This window comes from Veillonella parvula, from assembly GCF_032472435.1.
In the GTDB taxonomy this organism is placed as follows: Bacteria; Bacillota; Negativicutes; order Veillonellales; family Veillonellaceae; genus Veillonella; species Veillonella parvula_N.
In genome coordinates this window covers 1-17909 of sequence record NZ_JAWEGM010000001.1, presented here as the reverse complement: position 1 = coordinate 17909, position 17909 = coordinate 1, and the positions used below count along the sequence as shown (strand labels likewise).

Here is a 17909-nt window from a genome sequence, read left to right as displayed (position 1 = left end):
TTATCGTCATTACAACCTTTTATTATTAACTATTAGTATTTATGTTAGTAATTAAAATCAAATTAAGCGTTTGCTAATGTTTTACCTAATTCTTGGCATTGTGCATTACCATCATCATCAGGTTCGCCCAAGATTGCTACGCCATCAGCCACTAATTCGCCACCAGCATCTTTAATTCGAGTGCCCCAGTCTTCCAACCAAGTACCACCCCAACCATAGGAGCCAAAGATCGCTATTTTTTTACCACTCAACTTGCCTTCTAGTTCAGTGTAGAATGGTTCAAATTCGCCTTCTTCTAATTGTTCTGCACCCATATCAGCACAGCCAAGAGCTAATTTTTCATAAGCGGCTGCTTCATCAACAGATACTTCAGAAACGGATTTTACTTCAACTTCTTGACCTGCAGCTTTAATACCTTCAGCTACTTCATAAGCCATGCGTTCTGTATTGCCTGTACCGGACCAAAAAATTACACCAATCATCTTGTACCTCCTAGGCCGTTCTTGCGACCAATGAACTAAATGTTTTTCCCAACATCAATTGAGTTTGACAAAATTCACGACATGCTTTGTAACACAAGAAAGAGCGTTGTGCATTTACCACATCATGGTAAACCTTCCACTCTCCGCACATTCGGTATCCCCCACCACGATAGGAAATAAAACATTTCACATCCTTTAATGGGTAACCTAGAAAAATGCCGATTTCATGTGGAAACTCAATGCTTACTTCCATACGATATCTAAGATGTTCGAGCATCTCCATAATGCTCATTCGATCATGATAACCGTAGGCTTTCAAAAATAACATCACCGCAGGTTGCCGTACATAGTCTCTTAATTGCTTCTCACGGAATACCAATAATAGTCTTCGCGCTTTACAACGACATAATTCAAAGAAGAACAATCCTTTTTCATTGAACGCTTTATTATACTCTATCAATACAAATTGGATTTGTTCATTCATGTCCCGTGGAATAGAAACCAAGTTCGATAGCTTAATACCTCGAATTGCCGGTGCACAATGATATCCAATGATATGGTCAATTGAATTCATCATAATAGTACCTGCCTGTTGCACATCGTTAGAATTTCCTCTAATGAGAATAATTCCTATAGGCTCATAGTACTCTTGATGAGAAAAATTGTCAAGAATAATTGATATATATTTTCAATAATTATTTATTATTTGGTATGTAATAAACCTTTAACTTTAGAGAATACAACACTATCATTAGCTTCGTCAACAGCAATTAAATGAGCATTTGGTCCTGTATATTTATCTTCAGAAATACTAATATGTAATATCTCATTATAAGAATTATTATTAGCTATACTTTTATATTTCAATGTGCCTTTATAGGCATTGCCTTGTTTTACTAATGGGTTTATTACCGTGAAAGTACCAAGTACAGGACTATCGCCATTGTTAATAGCCGCAGCTAATACTCCAAGAGATGAAGAATCTGTATTCAAATGTTTTGTTTCACTCATGCGACCAAATAATTGTTTACCTAACACAACATTCGCATAAACAGCATATTGCATTTCATTCTCATTTTTAATGTTTAATGTATATACGTCTGCAGAAGACGCGCCCAACCCAAGAAGTACAGACTTAATATCTTTTTTACCCTCCCCAGCAAACAACGCTTTAGGATTATTTTGATACATAGTAACACCTTCAGGCAATTTAACACCTTGATATGTTATAGTTTGACTTCTATTTAAAATGGACTTTATGTTTGCTGCAGAACCCGTAGCAGGCATAGATACCAACGCAGCCGCTACCGTAGCAAGTAGTACTATTTTTTTCATTTTTCTCCTCATGAAAGCATTAATATAATAAACTAGCAATACAACATCTAGAGATTAAAGCCAAACAATGGCTTAGGCTATTCTAAACATCTATTGTCATTAAAGTATTTATAGTAATAACCCAGTGTTAAAGAACCGCCCACCAAGGAGCGGTTCTTTAACATTATAGTAATATAAAATAAGCGTTATATTATTTCTTTTGTGCCTTAGCCCAACTATCGCGTAAACCAACAATACGGTTCATCACAATATGGTCTGAAGTACTGTCTTTATCAGTTACAAAGTAACCTTGACGCAAGAATTGGAAATGATCACCTGGTACAGTTGTAGCAAGACTTGCCTCACCTTTACTATGGAATACTTGTAAAGACTCATGATTAAAATCACCTAAGAAATCTTTGCCATCAGAATCTTCTTTGAGCAGGTAATCATATAAACGGGATTCAATATCTACTGCAGTAGATGCTTCAACCCAATGTAATGTGCCCTTAACCTTACGTGTACAACCGCTACCGCTCTTAGTTTCAGGGTCATATGTACAGTGAATTTCTGTAATATTACCATTTTCATCTTTAATAACATCAGTGCATGTAATGAAGTAAGCTCCTTTCAAGCGTACTTCTTTACCTGGTGCCAAGCGGAAGAATTTCTTAACTGGTTCTTCCATAAAGTCATTGCGTTCAATGTAGATTTCACGACCGAATACAACTTCACGGTTACCCAACTCTTCATTTTCTGGATTGTTTTCAACTGTGCAAAGTTCAGTTTGACCTTCTGGATAGTTCGTAATAATAACTTTCACAGGATCAATAACTACCATAGGGCGTGTAGCTTTGAGTTTCAAATCTTCACGGATACAGAACTCAAGCAAAGCAATATCAACAACGCTATCAGCTTTAGCAACGCCAATACGATCACAGAAGTCACGAATAGATTCTGGAGTATAACCACGACGGCGCAAGCCTGAAATAGTTGGCATACGAGGATCATCCCAACCAGCTACGAGACCAGCTTCAACAAGAGCACGCAATTTACGTTTGGACATAACCATTTTAGTTACATTCAAGCGAGCAAACTCAATTTGTTGAGGAATTTCAGTATCATCCCATTCCTCTAACACCCAATCATATAATGGCCGGTGAACTTCAAATTCTAATGTACAAATAGAATGCGTAATGCGTTCAATAGCATCTTCAATAGGATGGGCAAAATCATACATAGGGTAAATTTTCCACTCATTACCCGTATTATGATGCTCTGTATTTACAATACGATAAATAACAGGATCACGCATTACGATATTAGGATGCGCCATATCGATTTTTGCACGCAATACCTTTTCCCCATCTTTATACTTGCCAGCTTTCATTTCTTCGAAGAGCATCAAATTTTCTTCTACACTACGATCACGGTATGGACTATTGACACCAGGAGTAGAGAAATCGCCACGATTTTGTTTAATTTCATCTGCAGTTTGATCATCTACATAAGCTTTGCCAAGCGTGATTAATTTCTTAGCATACTCATACATTTGGTCAAAATAATCAGATGCATAACGTGGTTGTTCATTCCAATCAAATCCAAGCCATTTAACATCTTCCATGATGGAGTTTACATATTCGACATCTTCTTTTACAGGATTTGTATCATCAAAGCGAAGATTTGTTAAGCCATTGTATTGTTTACCAATACCAAAGTTGAGGCAAATAGATTTAGCATGTCCAATATGCAAGTAACCATTTGGTTCTGGTGGAAAGCGAGTCAATACACGGCCACCGTATTTGCCAGTTTCGTTATCTTTGTTGATAATAGCTTCAATAAAGTTAACAGATACAACTTCTTCAGGAGCTACATCTTTTTCAATGTCTTTATGTTCCAACGTTCTTACCTCCATAGGAAAAATATTCTTTTATTTTACCATATTTTGTATAAAACCGCATATCTTTTAATGTCTTCCACTTTTAGTCGAAATCAGTTAAATCAACGCCAGCCTTTTTAAGCTCTTCTAGCGCAGACTCTACATCCATTTGAGGTTTCTTATAATTTACTTCTTCATTTACACATGTTTTTAAAGGTTTCTTATAAACGCCGGCAATAATATTGTCTGCTGTCAAAATAGACATATCTAAACGAGTTCGATCTGTATAAGAACCAATATGTGGTACAATGAGGCAATTTTCTACATCTAATAATGGATGATCCACTGGTAATGGTTCTGGATCCGTTACATCAAGGGCTGCATAATCGATTTCACCCGTTTTAAGGGCATTGATAAGTGCCTCTGTATCTACTATAGGTCCACGACCAACATTAACAAATAAAGCGGTATTCTTCATTTTCTTGAAAAACGCTTCGTCACACATATGATATGTTTCATCTGTCAATGGAGCCATAACGCATACTACATCACTAATGGCTAATAAATCATCTAACTCCATATAAGTAGTCTTATGAATCTTATCATCCAAACGTTGATTACGATTATGATACACAACAGTCATACCAAACGCACGGGCACGTCGAGAAATGGATACGCCGATAGCCCCCATGCCAATGATACCAAGAGTGCGACGACTTAAATCAAAACCTTTAATATTAGAAGGTCTTTGAGCCCAACGACCGTCTTTTACAAAGTTAGCATTTTCTATAATACGACGACTAGCCGTGGCAATCAACGTAAACGCAAGTTCTGCTACCGTTTCATTGAGAACACCTGGCGTATTGCCATAAGGAATACCTGCCGCTGTTAGTTCATCAATATTTACATTATCATAACCTACGGCCGCTTGTGCTATAACCTTTAAATTTGGCGCATTCTTTACAAGATCACCATCTACATCTAAAGGTCGTACACACCACAAACCATCCGCATTAATGAGCCATTCCTTCAGTACCTCACGAGGCATCACTGTTTTTTCAGTCCATTGGCGCACATCTACATGCTCTTTTAAATATGCAATCGCATCTTTGCGAACCAGTCCATTTACTACTACTAGAGGTTTCTTTTCCATGTATATCCCTCCCTAAAAAATTCTATATATTATAATTATATTTTATACTAGAAAGCTAACGTAATACAACAAAAAGGAGTAAGGCCAAAACCTCACTCCTTTTATGTATAATTTAAATTTGAACTAGTTCAAATCTGCAGTACAGTTAGGACATTTAACTGCATTAATATTGATTTCAGATTTACAGAATTGACATTCTTTCGTTGCAGGTGCTTCTGCAACTTCCTCTTCTTTCGCGGATTTCATCATTTTAGCCAAACCACGAACCATCAAGAATACAACAAATGCCAAAATCAAGAATTGAATCAAATCAGTAATAAATGTACCATATGGCAATACAGATCCAGCTGCACGAGCTGTAGCAATATCAGCGCCAGCCATGAATGCATCTTTAGAACCTGTGCTCAATGGCAAATACAAATTACTAAAATCAATACCACCTGTGAATATACTGAGAACAGGCATGAATAGGTTGTTTACAACAGAATTAACCAATGCTGTGAAAGCAGCACCAATAATCATACCAATAGCTAGGTCCATCATATTGCCTTTGAAAGCAAATGCTTTAAAGTCGTTTAAAAAGTCTTTCATTTTCATACTCCTAGATACGTTTAATTGAGAATGCATTAATAACAGTACTAATCATAAAATAAAGATAAAAAGATGTCAAGAAATTTCGATGTAGTTTTTAAAATTTAGTTAATATAGTTTTTCATAATTCTATCTATTATTGTAATAAATCACGTATTATGCGTATTTTTTGCACCATATTTTCTATGCCTACACTCTAAAACGCTTTGATACATACTAGAAAATAGAGCCTAACCAAACTTTGGTCAGACTCTATTAATTAGAAGTATTAATGTATTGTTCCATTAACCTAAACCTAGTGAAAGAAGTTTAGCACGCTCTATTACTGCAATAAATGCAGGTGGTATCATGGAAGCATCTAAGAATTGACTAATACGACGCCCTACAATTACCCCTTTATTGGCATAGAACCAAGAGAAGTAATAAATATGTAAATCATCTAACTTACGATCCGAAATATTCGATAAACATCGTTGTACAATTTGACTTTTAGTAATACCTAGTTTCGCATAACCACGACGTGCCATGTCCTTTGTTACCATTGGCCGAGCATCATCAATAATATCCTTGATAATGGCATCCATTATGGAACGCTTGTGCATCGCAAGCAAATACGATACAAAATCCATTTCAAAACAAATTTCTTGTGTGTAAAATATATTGCTATGTGCTTTTGCATACTTTCCCTCTACATCTCGATCATAGAGAGCTACTGTTGGAATAGAGAATCTATTAAATAATTTTTGTAATTTACTAATAGAAGACTCTCCTCGGGCATTGATAAGACAGATGCCAAAGTAATCAAAATCTACCCCCAATCGTTTACCAAAACCTGCAAAGCTACCGTACTCTGTCTCTCCTTCTACAATGATAATACACCGAGCGTAGAGCGCCTCCTTAGCCTCTGGAAAATGCATAATCAAATGTTTCTCTACCTCTTTAGGGAAGTTAAACGTAACCCCACAAGCTGCACAGACCATATTATTTTCATCCCGATAAAGGCGAATAATGTGCCGATAATCATCAACAAGCGCATCTGTACTATGTGTAACTACAAAAAGTTGTCCTAACAATCCATCAATTTTAAATACATCTCGCAACAACGATAAAAACTCTTCATTTTCATTAGTTGCAATTTGGCGGTAATAATTGAGCACAGCCCGTTGCAAATAAGGGCTTAAATGTAGCTCTGGCTCATCCACACTGATAAAGATTGGTAAAAACTTGCGACCCTTTCCATCATATACAAGTAAAGCTTCTAGATTTGTAGTCGCACTACTCACCTTCATATAGATTTGAGCTAAAATTTTAAGAGCCACAGCCATTATTAAACGCACATTATCAGCAGAATACTTGCGTTCTATAGCAGAAGATGTAGACAACACCTCTATAAGGTGTTGAATATTGAGCATACAATAGGGATCTAAATCCTTGCGTAAACTGACAATTTCACGCTGCAAATCATCAGTCGCCATTTCTAATCGAGATACATAAGCTTGTAAGAGATGTCCTAATTCAATATATACAGCAGAGGGTATAGAAAATAGCTCTTGCTCTGATGTATCGCGATGACACACATATAAGGCATGACGAATCATAGATAACGCCATAGGTTCAATCCCTGCATCAGTGACTCTGTATAATCGTGGATATACCTCTTGTACAACTTGTTCAAGTCGTAAACGGTAGGTGGGGCCTTCATCAGCAGTATACATGCTTTTATAATTTAACTCACCTAAAGATATTTCAAAATCAATGCGGATAGGCTTGTTTACATCCGTGAAATCACTTTCAATGAACCCATGGCACTCCATGATAATTTCTAAGAGATCTAGAAAATTAGACTTACCTACTGCATTCTCACCGACAAAGTAATTAATATCATTGTGAAAGCTTAGTGTTACATCGGCTAAGTTCCTATAGTTTTCAATATGCATCCATTTTATATACATAGCTCCTCCGTCTGTAGCTACTTTCAAAATGAAAGAGCTCTAGTATATTTCATTACCACAAATCACTAACTAATACCCTTGTATTATCTCTTTTATGTAAAAAGGTGCTAATCACGAATGTAATCAGCACCCCACTGTCATATACAATCTGATATTGTATATATTCGACATTTATTTGATTTTATCCTCTATGACCTTGCCCTCTCTTAATGGACCACTCTGTTCTTTAAGACGCGCCAACATAACAGAAGATATAAACATGGCAATACCAGCACCCACTGTGGCTATGGATAAACTTTCACCAAAGATCAAGAACCCGTAGAAGGAACTAATAAATACGCCAACGTATTGCAAGAATTGAGCCACTACAGCATTGGTCGTAACAAAGGCTCCGGTCAAGAAAAACTGAGCCACTACACTAATACCACCGATAGCAAAGATAATTAGCCAGTCTGTACCTTGAGGCATAACGAGCTGTTCTGTAGTGACGAGGCCCGCAATCATACCAGTAATCATAAAATAGGCCATAATTTCAAAATTACTATGTTGTCCGCGTTTACTAATAGTTCGTATTGTCGTATAAGCCGCCGCAGCTAGAGCAGCACCTAAAATTGCTAACAAGGCATACCAAGAAAATGATTCATAACTAAAAGGATTTACCATTACTAAGACAGCAATCAAAATAACTCCGAGCCATTTGCCAGCCCCTTTAGGTATCGATTCCTTCAGAAACAGAGCACTAAAGATAAAAACAAATATTCCTGTCGTCTGAAATAGAATTGTTGCATCAGATAATTTTATGTGTACCAAAGCAATAAAATTACAGACCATACCAAAACCGCCGTATAGGCCACGCATGACAAGGAGCCCCCGATCCTCTTTTGAAAATCGGATTCCCTTCACATACATGATAATGAGCACCGCAACAGTCCCAAAGAATCCACGGGCAAAAGCGATCTCCCCAGGTGGAATATTCGTCCCCAACAGTTTTACGAATACATTCATCGTACTAAACAAAAGTGCAGATAACAATGCATATATAAGGCCCTTTTTAGCCATAGCCCCTCCTATAATTATATTTCTCTATATAATTATAAACCCATATTTCTATAAATAATGGATACATCAATACATACTAACAAAATTCCATATCATATATGATGAATGTTAATTTAATGAGAAAATGAATTAAATTGGTTAATCAATAAAAAATGGTTACTCAATAAGAAACATATAGATATGCCGCCCTTCTAATGAAAGGCGGCATTGTATTATTTAGAGAATGTATCTACAAAATCTAAGATTTCTTGTTTCATATTCTCTTTGTCGATTGCTTTTGTAAAGCGCAATGGTTTGGATTGTAAGGCTTCCAATTGTTTAGGGAAGGCAACACCCGTTACAGTAGAGATATTATCTAAGCTTTCATAAGGAGTCTCGCCTACCTTGATATCCAATGCCTCACAGATTGGTGTAGGGAATTTAAATGGATGTGCTGTAGATGCAATCACTGTATGACGAGCGCCATCTTCAGGATGTTTCTCCAACTCCTTCATATAGGCCCCCATAGCAACCGCCGTGTGAGGATCCATTACATAACCGTAAGAATTGTATACTTGTTCAATGATTGCTTTCGTTTCTTCATCATCCACATAGGCACCAGCAAAATCAGTCTTAATACGTTTGAACTCTTCTTCATTAACAGTTAATTTGCCTGTTGCTTTAAGATCTTTCATCCATCCTGCTGTACGTTCGCTATCTTCACCAGAAATATAATATAAGAATCGTTCAAAGTTAGAGGACTCAAGAATATCCATAGATGGAGAAATCGTCGTATAGAATGGGCGGTTCATATCGTAGGTACCGTTTTCAAAGAAGTCAGTAAGTACGTTGTTTTGATTGGACGCACAAATCAATTTGCCGATAGGAATCCCCATTTTTTTAGCATAGTAAGCAGCCAAAATATTACCGAAGTTACCAGTTGGAACTACAACATTGAAAGCTTCGTCTTCATGGATTGCACCTTGTGCAACCAGTTCAGCATAGGCATTTACATAGTAAACTACTTGTGGAGCTAAACGACCAATATTGATAGAGTTCGCACTAGAGAACATAACCCCTTTTTCAGCAACCTCTTCTGCAGTTACTTTATCAACAAAGAGACGTTTCAAGAATTGTTGCGCATCGTCAAAGTTACCATGAATGGCTGTGACATTGACATTCGCCCCTTCTTGTTTTTGCATTTGTTCCGCTTGCATAGGACTAACGCCATCAGTTGGGTAAAATACCTGAATATGAGTGCCAGGTATATCCTTGAAGCCTTCAAGAGCTGCTTTACCAGTATCACCAGAAGTAGCCGTTAAGATAAGAACTTCTTTTTTCTCACCTTCCGCCTCTTTAGCTGCCACTAACAAATATGGGAATAAGGACAACGCCATATCTTTGAAAGCTTGTGTGCGGCCATGGAATAGTTCCAATACGGAAACCTTTTCCAATAAAGAGTGTAATGGTGCAATATCACGGGTGCTGAAATTAGCATCGCAGTAAGCAGAATTAATCATTTCATTTAAATGAGCTTCAGAAAAGCATGGAAACAACTTTGCTAAAACAACGGCTGCTACTTCTTGGTAGTTTTTATCTTTCACATCATTATAAGTTAAGCAGTTTGTAGGGAATAAAGATGGTACATATAGGCCACCATCCTCTGCCAATCCGTGCAACAATGCATATGTTTCATTTACCGCAACGGTACCGCGGGTGCTAGTATAATTCATAGAATACCTCATTTATAACTACAATGGATTTTTACGAGTTTAATAGATTTATTATAGCATAAAAGCGCCCACTTGGGGCGCTTTCTATAGAATTATATAATAAATTTTAATCTTGTAGATAGAACTAAACATTACTAGCTAATTAGATAAATGTTTAGTCTCCACCATCAATTAGAAATCGATTATAGTTCACCGTCTGCAATAGCATCCAATGTATCAAGAGACGGAATGAAAAATAGCATGCCCGTAATAGGCTTAGAATAATCAAGCAATTTATCATTTTGTGTAAACATATTGGTAAGCATTGTTTTGGTCACATCCCAGTAACGAGCATAACCTATAAAGTATGTGCCTCGAACACCTTGACCAGGTTGAGCAAATGGAACATTCATACGAACGATCTTATGTTCTTCATCATCACGATTGTCTTGAGCCACTACATTGTGAGCTGCCGGGTCTTTTTCGTCATCCTCTAATTCGATATCACTAAATTTGCGGCGGCCAATGAATTTCTCTTGCATTTCTGTAGGAAGTGCACGCCATGCATCAAGATCATGTTCATATTTCTGTGCAAATGCATAAGAGCCATTAGTAAATTCAGGATCTTCATCTCCAATAACGCCCCACTCTACAGCCTCTTGGCCAACAGGGTTTTCCGTACCATCAACGAAATCAATAATCGCACGACCTTGTTCGTAGTGGAAGCCATGGGTTTCATCTACAACAGATGTAATAGGGCGTAAGAACTCCATAATTTGATCTACTACAGTATACGTAACAGATTCATCATTAGAGCGGACATGCAAAAATAAGTCAGCTGCTACAGCGGGTACATCTTGTTTATCACCTTTTATGCCTTCGAAGTCTTCTAACTCTTTTGGTACCGGTGCATTAGGGAACAAATAATCCCATGCCTTACGGCTAAAGCCAAAGGCAATGCCCAAACCTTCCCCATTAGCGCGAATACTAACAGAACGTTTAATGGCTTGAATACGATCTGCCATATCTTGAATCACTTCAAGCTCTGCCTCATGATCTTTACGGTTTAATAACAAAGTGGTGAAGTTGACACTTTGGCCAGCATCTTTATACACATCTTGTGTTCTAGAAACATCTACTGCCATTTGGTACCTCCTAGTGAGAAAACTATTATAAAACCATCATAAGCTATTATAGTTTTACTGTCTATAAAATATATTATATTGTATCAATACTATATTCAATTAATATCAAAGTTTATAAACTTAATTAAATCAATGACTACTCGTTTGAGAAAAATAGGATTAAACCACAACGTATTTTAACCATGTAAATAACTATATAAAGGCTAAAAAGATATGTAAAAAGCTAAAAGAAAAATATTTACACAAAAAAAGAACTCACACAAAATGTGAGTTCTTTACTCTGGTGGACCACCAGGGGTTCGAACCCTGGACACCCTGATTAAGAGTCAGGTGCTCTGCCAGCTGAGCTAGTGGTCCATGACATGAATAATTATATGCTTATTTTATAGGAATGTAAAGAAAATTTATTACACTCCTATAAAATATCAACATTCATATTATTAATATTGTAATACCCAATCCTTCATAATATTACAGGCCTCAGTAGGGAGTAGATCACTAGTCCCTACGCAGTTTTCACCACTATATAGTTGAAGCACACTATGAGTGCGACTTACTTCTTTTACAATAACATTCGTCAAATTAGACTTAGGAACGCTAAACTGTAACCCATAACGACCAAAATAAGTAAATACGGTTTCTTGTGTATTGTATTCTATATGGACTTGAAGCATCTTGCCTCCAGGCCAGCATGATTCAACATTCTCCTTTGATCTAGGCTTTAAAAAATCAAAAAATCCCATACTACCCTCCGATTCGCCACATTGGACGCTCAGGTTGATCCATACCTATACCATCATGTCGTTCTTGTTTTCGTTGCAAAGCACGTTCAATATGATTAGCTAAGTCCTTTATAGATACACCTTTGCGTACGAGTGATACGAGATCAGCCTCATCATCTCGCAACAAGCACAATCGCATTTGACCGTCAGATGTAAGACGTACACGATTGCAAGTGTCACAATAGCTATGAGACATAGAGAATATAAAGCCTACAGCCTTACCACTAGGTAGTGCCAAATATGTAGCAGGACCAAAGCCATAAACAGAATGAACCTCTGTGAGAGATCCGCCACTAACGCGTTCTAGTTGTTCCTTCCATTCATCAAAGGTAGGCCCATGAAAGGCATCACCTTGGAACGGCATGTATTCAATAAATCGCCAAACAACAGGCCATTTTTCAACATATTGTAATAAAGATTTAACTTCATCATCGGACCAATAACGAGATAAAACCGTATTAATCTTAACGGATTTAAAGTTAGCATTAATAGCACTACGTATACCGTCGAGGACGGACTCCAACTGTCCCACTTTACCAACACAGGTGGCAAAAGCTTCAGTTTCAAGAGAGTCCAAACTAATATTCACACGATTCAAGCCAAGTTTTTTTAACCGTTGCGCTCGTGAGGCTAATAAACTACCATTGGTAGTCATAGAAATATCTTCAAACCAACCTGTTTCTTTAATACGACCTAGTAACTCTTCGATATGTGGATAGAGCAAAGGCTCACCGCCTGTGAGGCGTACTGCCTTCACACCAATATGATGGAAGGCCCCTAATATATTCATCCATTCATCAACAGATAATAGTTGTGTTTGACTTTGAGGAGTAATTTCTGCAGGTCGGCAGTAGGGACAACAAAAATTACACGCATCTGTCAACGACAGACGTACATATTCAATTGTACGGCCCCATGCGTCTTTCATAATACACCTCGTTTACCAACTCAAAATTATTTAATAATAGATACTTCATCACCTACGCGAATCGTACCGTTTTTAAGAACCTTACCAAAGATACCTTGTGTAGGCATAATGCAAGAACCAACTTGTTTCATGATTTCGCAACCATGATGGCATTCCTTGCCAATTTGAGTAATTTCAAGAATAACATCAGTCCCTACTTGTAAGTGAGTCCCTACAGCTAATTCATAAAGAACCATACCTTCTACTGTAATGTTTTCAGCAAAATCACCAGGTTTTACATCTGCCCCTTGTGCCCGCATATGTTCAATACTAGCGATACCAAGTAAGCTGATTTGGCGGTGCCAATTTCCTGCATGAGCATCTCCCTCCATCCCATGATCTACAATGAGATTGGCGGATTCAATATTATGTTTTTTTTGCCCTTTTTTCTCACTAATGGAGATAGCAATAATCTTTCCGTCTGCCACGTGCCCCTTCCCTTCTTATAGGAACATTCCATATACATAACTTTTTATAAACACTTAATTGTAAATCCAGACTGTATTCCTATTTTATGAAAGTATCACAAAATAGTTCTACAATTATCTATATATTATAACATAGTATTCATACATTTTCCCTGTGAATTTAATCACTAAAAAGAACTCTATTCTATAGGAATAGAGTTCTCGTATGTATTATTTAGCGACGACCCATTTCTTGAATTTCATCGCCATGATTAACACCATTGAGTAATAAGTTAAGCAAGATTGCCGTAATACTACCAAAGGTAATGCCAGATTTTAAAATAATTTGTGCCCAATCAGGGAAATTAGCATAAAAGTTCGGCGCCGCAATAGGGATCATAGCCACTCCAATACTAATCGCCACAAGCATCAAGTTATGATTACCATCAAAACTAACCTTGCCAAGAGAGCGGATACCACTGGCAACAATCATGCCAAACATAGCAATGCCAGCACCACCGAGTACTGCATTTGGAATACTAGCAACAATAGCGGCTAACTTAGGGAATAAACCTAACAAAATTAAGATTACTCCAGATGCAGCTACTACAAAACGACTTTTAACACCTGTAACCGCAATAAGTCCTACATTTTGAGCAAAGGCTGTATATGGGAAACTATTAAGAATTCCCCCTATTAAAGTAGAGATACCATCGGCACGAATAACAGAGGCTAATTCTTTTCGACCTATTGGCTTATCCACAATTTCACCAATAGCAATACTATCACCTGTCGTCTCTACCATAACAACGAGCATGACGATAATCATAGATAATACAGAAGCCCAGTCAAAGGTTGGCAAACCAAAATAGAATGGTTCAATGAAAGCAACCCATTGAGATCGACCAACTTCATCAAAATTAGCAACACCCATTGCAAAGGCAATTGCTGTGCCTGCGATCAAGCCTATTAATACAGAAAGATTACTTAAGAAACCTTTAGCAAACTTGTATACAAAGACAACAATTAAGAACGTAAGAAATCCAAGTCCTATGTTCGTATAACTTCCAAATTCTGGATTTCCTACACCGCCCCCCATCCAATTAATGGCAACTGGCATCAAATTAATCCCAATAAGAGTAATTATTGTTCCCGTTACAACAGGGGGAAACAGTCGAATTAGACGGCTAAAGAATAGAGCTACTATAAAAGTAAATAGACCTGCTACAATAATGGCACCGTAAATGGCAGTCATACCATGCTGTGCCCCAATCATAGTCATAGGTCCGACAGATGCAAAGGTAACACCTTGGATCATAGGAATACGCCCACCTATATTACCGAAGCCTAATGTTTGAATTAAGGTCGCAATGCCGCAGGTAAACAAGTCTGCTGTAATAAGTCGAATCAAGTCCTCCACCGGTAAATTCATCGTCTGTGCCACAATAATCGGTACCGCAACAGCTCCAGCATACATAGCAAGTACATGCTGTAAACCAAAGGCAAAGAGCTGTGGTATGGGCAGCATGCTATCGACCGTATTCATTTGTTTTTGATCTGTCATAATGTCTCCTACATAAAATCTCGAAATATCACCCGTTTATTTTACACTATCGTTCGGATTTTAACAATACAAAAAAGAGAGTCTATTATTTTATATGTATTAATAGGCTCTCTTTATATTATTTCCCGAACTTTTATAGTTTGCTCGGTTATATTATTGGATTTATATTATAATCTCTTATTATTCATATAACCCTATGATAGACGACTCTTTAACATCAAGATCTTTTTCAATGGCATACATCTTAGATGTTAGTTCTGCTACAAAACTTTCATCTTTAATACCAGATAAATTAATACGCACATTCAAAAAAGCTGATTTCACCGCAGCACGCGCATTAATAGCAGCAATAATACCATCTGTAATAAGGTTTTGATTCCCCTTACGAGAGGCTAGTTCTGCTAAATCAAATATTTGATTCGCTAATTCTCCAATCTCAAAAGGTACCATAGCCGCATCTTTGTAAGCTTGTTGAATAGCAGCTGTACGCGCAGCCTTTTCTTCATCTGTATTCTTTGGCAATCCTAAGGCGTTCATAAAGATGTTAAATACATCTGCATCAGCTTGAGATAATTCGAGCATGCGCTCGCGAATCGCTTCTGCTTTAGCTTGAAGCTCCTCCATTTCGGTCTGAACCGCTTCATAACCTTTTTTACCAAATGTAAGGTTTGCTACCATTTCTGCTAAAGCCGCACCTGTTGCGGCAGTTAGTGCTGCAATAGCACCACCACCTGGTGTTGGCTCTTTAGATGCAGTAGCAGCCACAAAATCTATCACTCGTTGTTCCACTAATTTCATAACAAGGCCTCATGTAAAAGCGATAACAAGATATGTCTTGTTATCGCTTTGTAATTACTATAAAAATCTACAAATATTGAACACAATAAAAATATAACTAATTATAGCAGACACTATAAATCTCCAGTTAAGAAACGTTCTACTATAAACAATATCTATTAAAATAAGCCTTTAATTGTGCCGTCTGCTTCAATATCCATATTAAGAGCAGCAGGACGTTTAGGAAGACCTGGCATTACCATTACATCACCTGTACGACATACAATAAAGCCTGCCCCATTGGCAACACGAATATCGGATACAGTAATAGTGAATCCTGTTGGAGCCCCTAATAATGCTGGATTATCAGATAAGGAATATTGCGTTTTCGCCATACATACAGGCAAACGATCCAGTCCCCAATCTGCTAATTGTTTAATTTGCTTTTTGGCTTTGTCCGTAAAGATAACTCCATCGCCACCATAAATAGTTTTAACGATTTTATTAACTTTATCCTCTAAACTATCTTCCAAATCATATACGAATTTAGGTGCTGGCTTAGGGCCTTCAAGTAACTCTACAACTTTTTTCGCCATATCAGTGCCGCCTTCGCCGCCCTTTTCCCAACATTCATTAAGCTCTACAGGCACGCCAAACTCATCACATAGGCGAGTCAACTCAGCAATTTCTGCATCTGTATCGCTAGCAAATTTATTGATTGCCACTAATACAGGCACATTGAAATAACGCATGTTTTCAATTGCTTTTTGCAAGTTACTGAAACCTTTAGTTATGGCTTCAACATTTTCTGTATTCAACTCTTGTTTTGGTACACCACCATGCATTTTAAGAGCTCGTAATGTAGCTACGATGACGATTGCATCAGGGAAAATATCGCCGTATCGGCATTTAATATCAAGGAACTTTTCAGCACCCAAGTCAGCGCCAAAACCGGCTTCCGTAACTACGATATCACCAAGCTTAAGTCCTAGTTTTGTAGCTACAATGGAGTTACAACCATGAGCGATATTGGCAAAGGGACCACCGTGAACAATAGCTGGTGTATGTTCCAATGTCTGTACAAGATTCGGCTTGATAGCATCTTTCATAAGGAGAGCCATTGCCCCTTGGCAACCAAGTTGATGAACATAAACAGGATCACCTGCTAAGTTACAACCGATAACGATGCGACCAAAACGTTCTTTCAAATCTTCTAAATCCTTAGCTAAGCAAAGAATAGCCATGATTTCAGAAGCTACAGTAATCATAAAATGATCTTCCCGAGGGAATCCACATACTTTGCCACCAAGAGCCACCGTCACATTGCGAAGAGCACGATCATTCATATCCAGAACACGAGTCCATGATAATTGACGCAAGTCAATTTGCAATTCATTGCCTTGATGGATGTGATTATCAATCATAGCGGATAATAAATTGTTAGCCGCTGTAATAGCATGCATATCACCTGTAAAGTGAAGATTGATGTCATCCATAGGTACAACTTGAGCATAACCGCCACCTGCTGCACCACCTTTAATCCCAAAAACAGGTCCTAAGGATGGCTCACGTAATGTAGCAATTGCATTTTTACCGATTTTTTGTAAACCTTGTACGAGACCAATGCTCGTTGTAGACTTACCTTCCCCTGCTGGTGTTGGCGTAATCGCTGTGACTAGCACTAACTTACCATCTGGCTCAGATTCTAAACGACGAATAGCATCAAAAGAAATTTTAGCTTTATAATGACCATATTGTTCAATGTCATCAGGTGTTAAACCACATTTATTGGCAATAACCTGAATCTTTTCCATTCTATTCTGTTGGGCAATCTCAATATTGCTTAACATAAAGCCTCCTCGGCACCATGGCCAGCTCAAAAACTATATAACAACTATGAAACCACATTCAATGTCTACTGTAGATGTATATTTGTACAACTACAGTAATCTATTATATATGAAAGTAGCCCTTATGTCTAATCAATTCTTACCTATCTATACATTATATTAACTTATTACTAAAATATTCTCTCCCAATAGTACAAAAATCAGAACCACCCGTAAAACGGGTGGTTTGCTCACGGGCTATAAGCCCGTAGTACTAGGCCAGCGTCTAAAGGCGCTGGCTTTCACTACGTTCAAGC

The 17909-nt window shown here is 37.6% G+C and carries 16 protein-coding genes and 1 tRNA gene; all 17 read right to left on the bottom strand.

All coding sequences use genetic code 11. The features are described 5' to 3' along the window. Positions 1-62: 62 nt before the first annotated feature. A complete protein-coding gene (locus E7A03_RS00085) occupies positions 63-482 on the bottom strand; it encodes a flavodoxin (RefSeq protein ID WP_004696544.1) in 420 nt (139 codons plus the stop codon). 10 nt (positions 483-492) lie between these two features. Then, positions 493-1080, bottom strand: coding sequence for a DUF3793 family protein (locus E7A03_RS00080; protein WP_008714331.1), 588 nt, complete (start codon positions 1078-1080; stop codon positions 493-495). A gap of 104 nt (positions 1081-1184) precedes the next feature. After that, positions 1185-1817, bottom strand: a complete 633-nt coding sequence (locus E7A03_RS00075; protein WP_316073531.1) for a hypothetical protein — start codon at positions 1815-1817, stop codon at positions 1185-1187. A gap of 190 nt (positions 1818-2007) precedes the next feature. Further along, entirely contained in the window at positions 2008-3696 is a 1689-nt protein-coding gene (locus tag E7A03_RS00070; RefSeq protein ID WP_195394635.1) for a glutamine--tRNA ligase/YqeY domain fusion protein, read from the bottom strand. A gap of 82 nt (positions 3697-3778) precedes the next feature. Beyond that, positions 3779-4828 (bottom strand): 2-hydroxyacid dehydrogenase, encoded by a 1050-nt coding sequence (locus tag E7A03_RS00065; RefSeq protein ID WP_195394634.1) that lies wholly within the window; start codon positions 4826-4828, stop codon positions 3779-3781. Positions 4829-4951: 123 nt separating this feature from the next. Continuing rightward, positions 4952-5419, bottom strand: coding sequence for a large conductance mechanosensitive channel protein MscL (mscL, locus tag E7A03_RS00060; protein ID WP_278604567.1), 468 nt, complete (start codon positions 5417-5419; stop codon positions 4952-4954). A gap of 284 nt (positions 5420-5703) precedes the next feature. Further along, a complete protein-coding gene (locus E7A03_RS00055; RefSeq protein WP_004696557.1) occupies positions 5704-7371 on the bottom strand; it encodes an ATP-dependent nuclease in 1668 nt (555 codons plus the stop codon). Between the two features lie 171 nt (positions 7372-7542). Beyond that, positions 7543-8430 carry a DMT family transporter gene (locus E7A03_RS00050; RefSeq protein ID WP_278617782.1) on the bottom strand — a complete coding sequence of 296 codons (888 nt, stop codon included), beginning with the start codon at positions 8428-8430 and terminating at the stop codon, positions 7543-7545. Positions 8431-8642: 212 nt separating this feature from the next. Continuing rightward, the gene (thrC, locus tag E7A03_RS00045) at positions 8643-10142 is read right to left on the bottom strand and encodes a threonine synthase (RefSeq protein ID WP_278617783.1); all 1500 of its coding nucleotides are present in this window, start codon (positions 10140-10142) and stop codon (positions 8643-8645) included. Positions 10143-10324: 182 nt separating this feature from the next. Further along, positions 10325-11266 (bottom strand): Dyp-type peroxidase, encoded by a 942-nt coding sequence (locus E7A03_RS00040; RefSeq protein WP_316073527.1) that lies wholly within the window; start codon positions 11264-11266, stop codon positions 10325-10327. A gap of 281 nt (positions 11267-11547) precedes the next feature. Continuing rightward, positions 11548-11623, bottom strand: a tRNA-Lys gene (locus E7A03_RS00035). An 83-nt stretch (positions 11624-11706) separates the two neighbouring features. Then, positions 11707-12009, bottom strand: a complete 303-nt coding sequence (locus tag E7A03_RS00030; protein ID WP_008714343.1) for a hypothetical protein — start codon at positions 12007-12009, stop codon at positions 11707-11709. 1 nt (position 12010) lies between these two features. Then, positions 12011-12976: a GTP 3',8-cyclase MoaA gene (gene moaA / locus E7A03_RS00025; protein ID WP_278617784.1), complete on the bottom strand. Its 966-nt coding sequence runs from the start codon at positions 12974-12976 to the stop codon at positions 12011-12013. Positions 12977-13002: 26 nt separating this feature from the next. Then, positions 13003-13443, bottom strand: coding sequence for an MOSC domain-containing protein (locus E7A03_RS00020; RefSeq protein ID WP_278617785.1), 441 nt, complete (start codon positions 13441-13443; stop codon positions 13003-13005). Positions 13444-13657: 214 nt separating this feature from the next. After that, entirely contained in the window at positions 13658-14986 is a 1329-nt protein-coding gene (locus E7A03_RS00015; RefSeq protein ID WP_316073522.1) for a nucleobase:cation symporter-2 family protein, read from the bottom strand. Between the two features lie 180 nt (positions 14987-15166). Next, on the bottom strand, positions 15167-15784 hold the full coding sequence (locus E7A03_RS00010) for a cyclodeaminase/cyclohydrolase family protein (RefSeq protein ID WP_195213091.1): 618 nt from the start codon (positions 15782-15784) through the stop codon (positions 15167-15169). Between the two features lie 158 nt (positions 15785-15942). Beyond that, a complete protein-coding gene (locus tag E7A03_RS00005; RefSeq protein WP_316073519.1) occupies positions 15943-17613 on the bottom strand; it encodes a formate--tetrahydrofolate ligase in 1671 nt (556 codons plus the stop codon). Positions 17614-17909: the final 296 nt, after the last annotated feature.

Excerpts from the sequence above, each read along its gene's own strand:
- E7A03_RS00085 (WP_004696544.1), bottom strand. The coding sequence starts at position 482 with ATGATTGGTGTAATTTTTTGGTCCGGTACAGGCAATACAGAACGCATG.
- E7A03_RS00075 (WP_316073531.1), bottom strand. The coding sequence starts at position 1,817 with ATGAAAAAAATAGTACTACTTGCTACGGTAGCGGCTGCGTTGGTATCT.
- E7A03_RS00065 (WP_195394634.1), bottom strand. The coding sequence starts at position 4,828 with ATGGAAAAGAAACCTCTAGTAGTAGTAAATGGACTGGTTCGCAAAGAT.
- mscL (WP_278604567.1), bottom strand. The coding sequence starts at position 5,419 with ATGAAAGACTTTTTAAACGACTTTAAAGCATTTGCTTTCAAAGGCAAT.
- E7A03_RS00055 (WP_004696557.1), bottom strand. The coding sequence starts at position 7,371 with ATGTATATAAAATGGATGCATATTGAAAACTATAGGAACTTAGCCGAT.
- E7A03_RS00050 (WP_278617782.1), bottom strand. The coding sequence starts at position 8,430 with ATGGCTAAAAAGGGCCTTATATATGCATTGTTATCTGCACTTTTGTTT.
- thrC (WP_278617783.1), bottom strand. The coding sequence starts at position 10,142 with ATGAATTATACTAGCACCCGCGGTACCGTTGCGGTAAATGAAACATAT.
- E7A03_RS00040 (WP_316073527.1), bottom strand. The coding sequence starts at position 11,266 with ATGGCAGTAGATGTTTCTAGAACACAAGATGTGTATAAAGATGCTGGC.
- E7A03_RS00030 (WP_008714343.1), bottom strand. The coding sequence starts at position 12,009 with ATGGGATTTTTTGATTTTTTAAAGCCTAGATCAAAGGAGAATGTTGAA.
- moaA (WP_278617784.1), bottom strand. The coding sequence starts at position 12,976 with ATGAAAGACGCATGGGGCCGTACAATTGAATATGTACGTCTGTCGTTG.
- E7A03_RS00015 (WP_316073522.1), bottom strand. The coding sequence starts at position 14,986 with ATGACAGATCAAAAACAAATGAATACGGTCGATAGCATGCTGCCCATA.
- E7A03_RS00010 (WP_195213091.1), bottom strand. The coding sequence starts at position 15,784 with ATGAAATTAGTGGAACAACGAGTGATAGATTTTGTGGCTGCTACTGCA.
- E7A03_RS00005 (WP_316073519.1), bottom strand. The coding sequence starts at position 17,613 with ATGTTAAGCAATATTGAGATTGCCCAACAGAATAGAATGGAAAAGATT.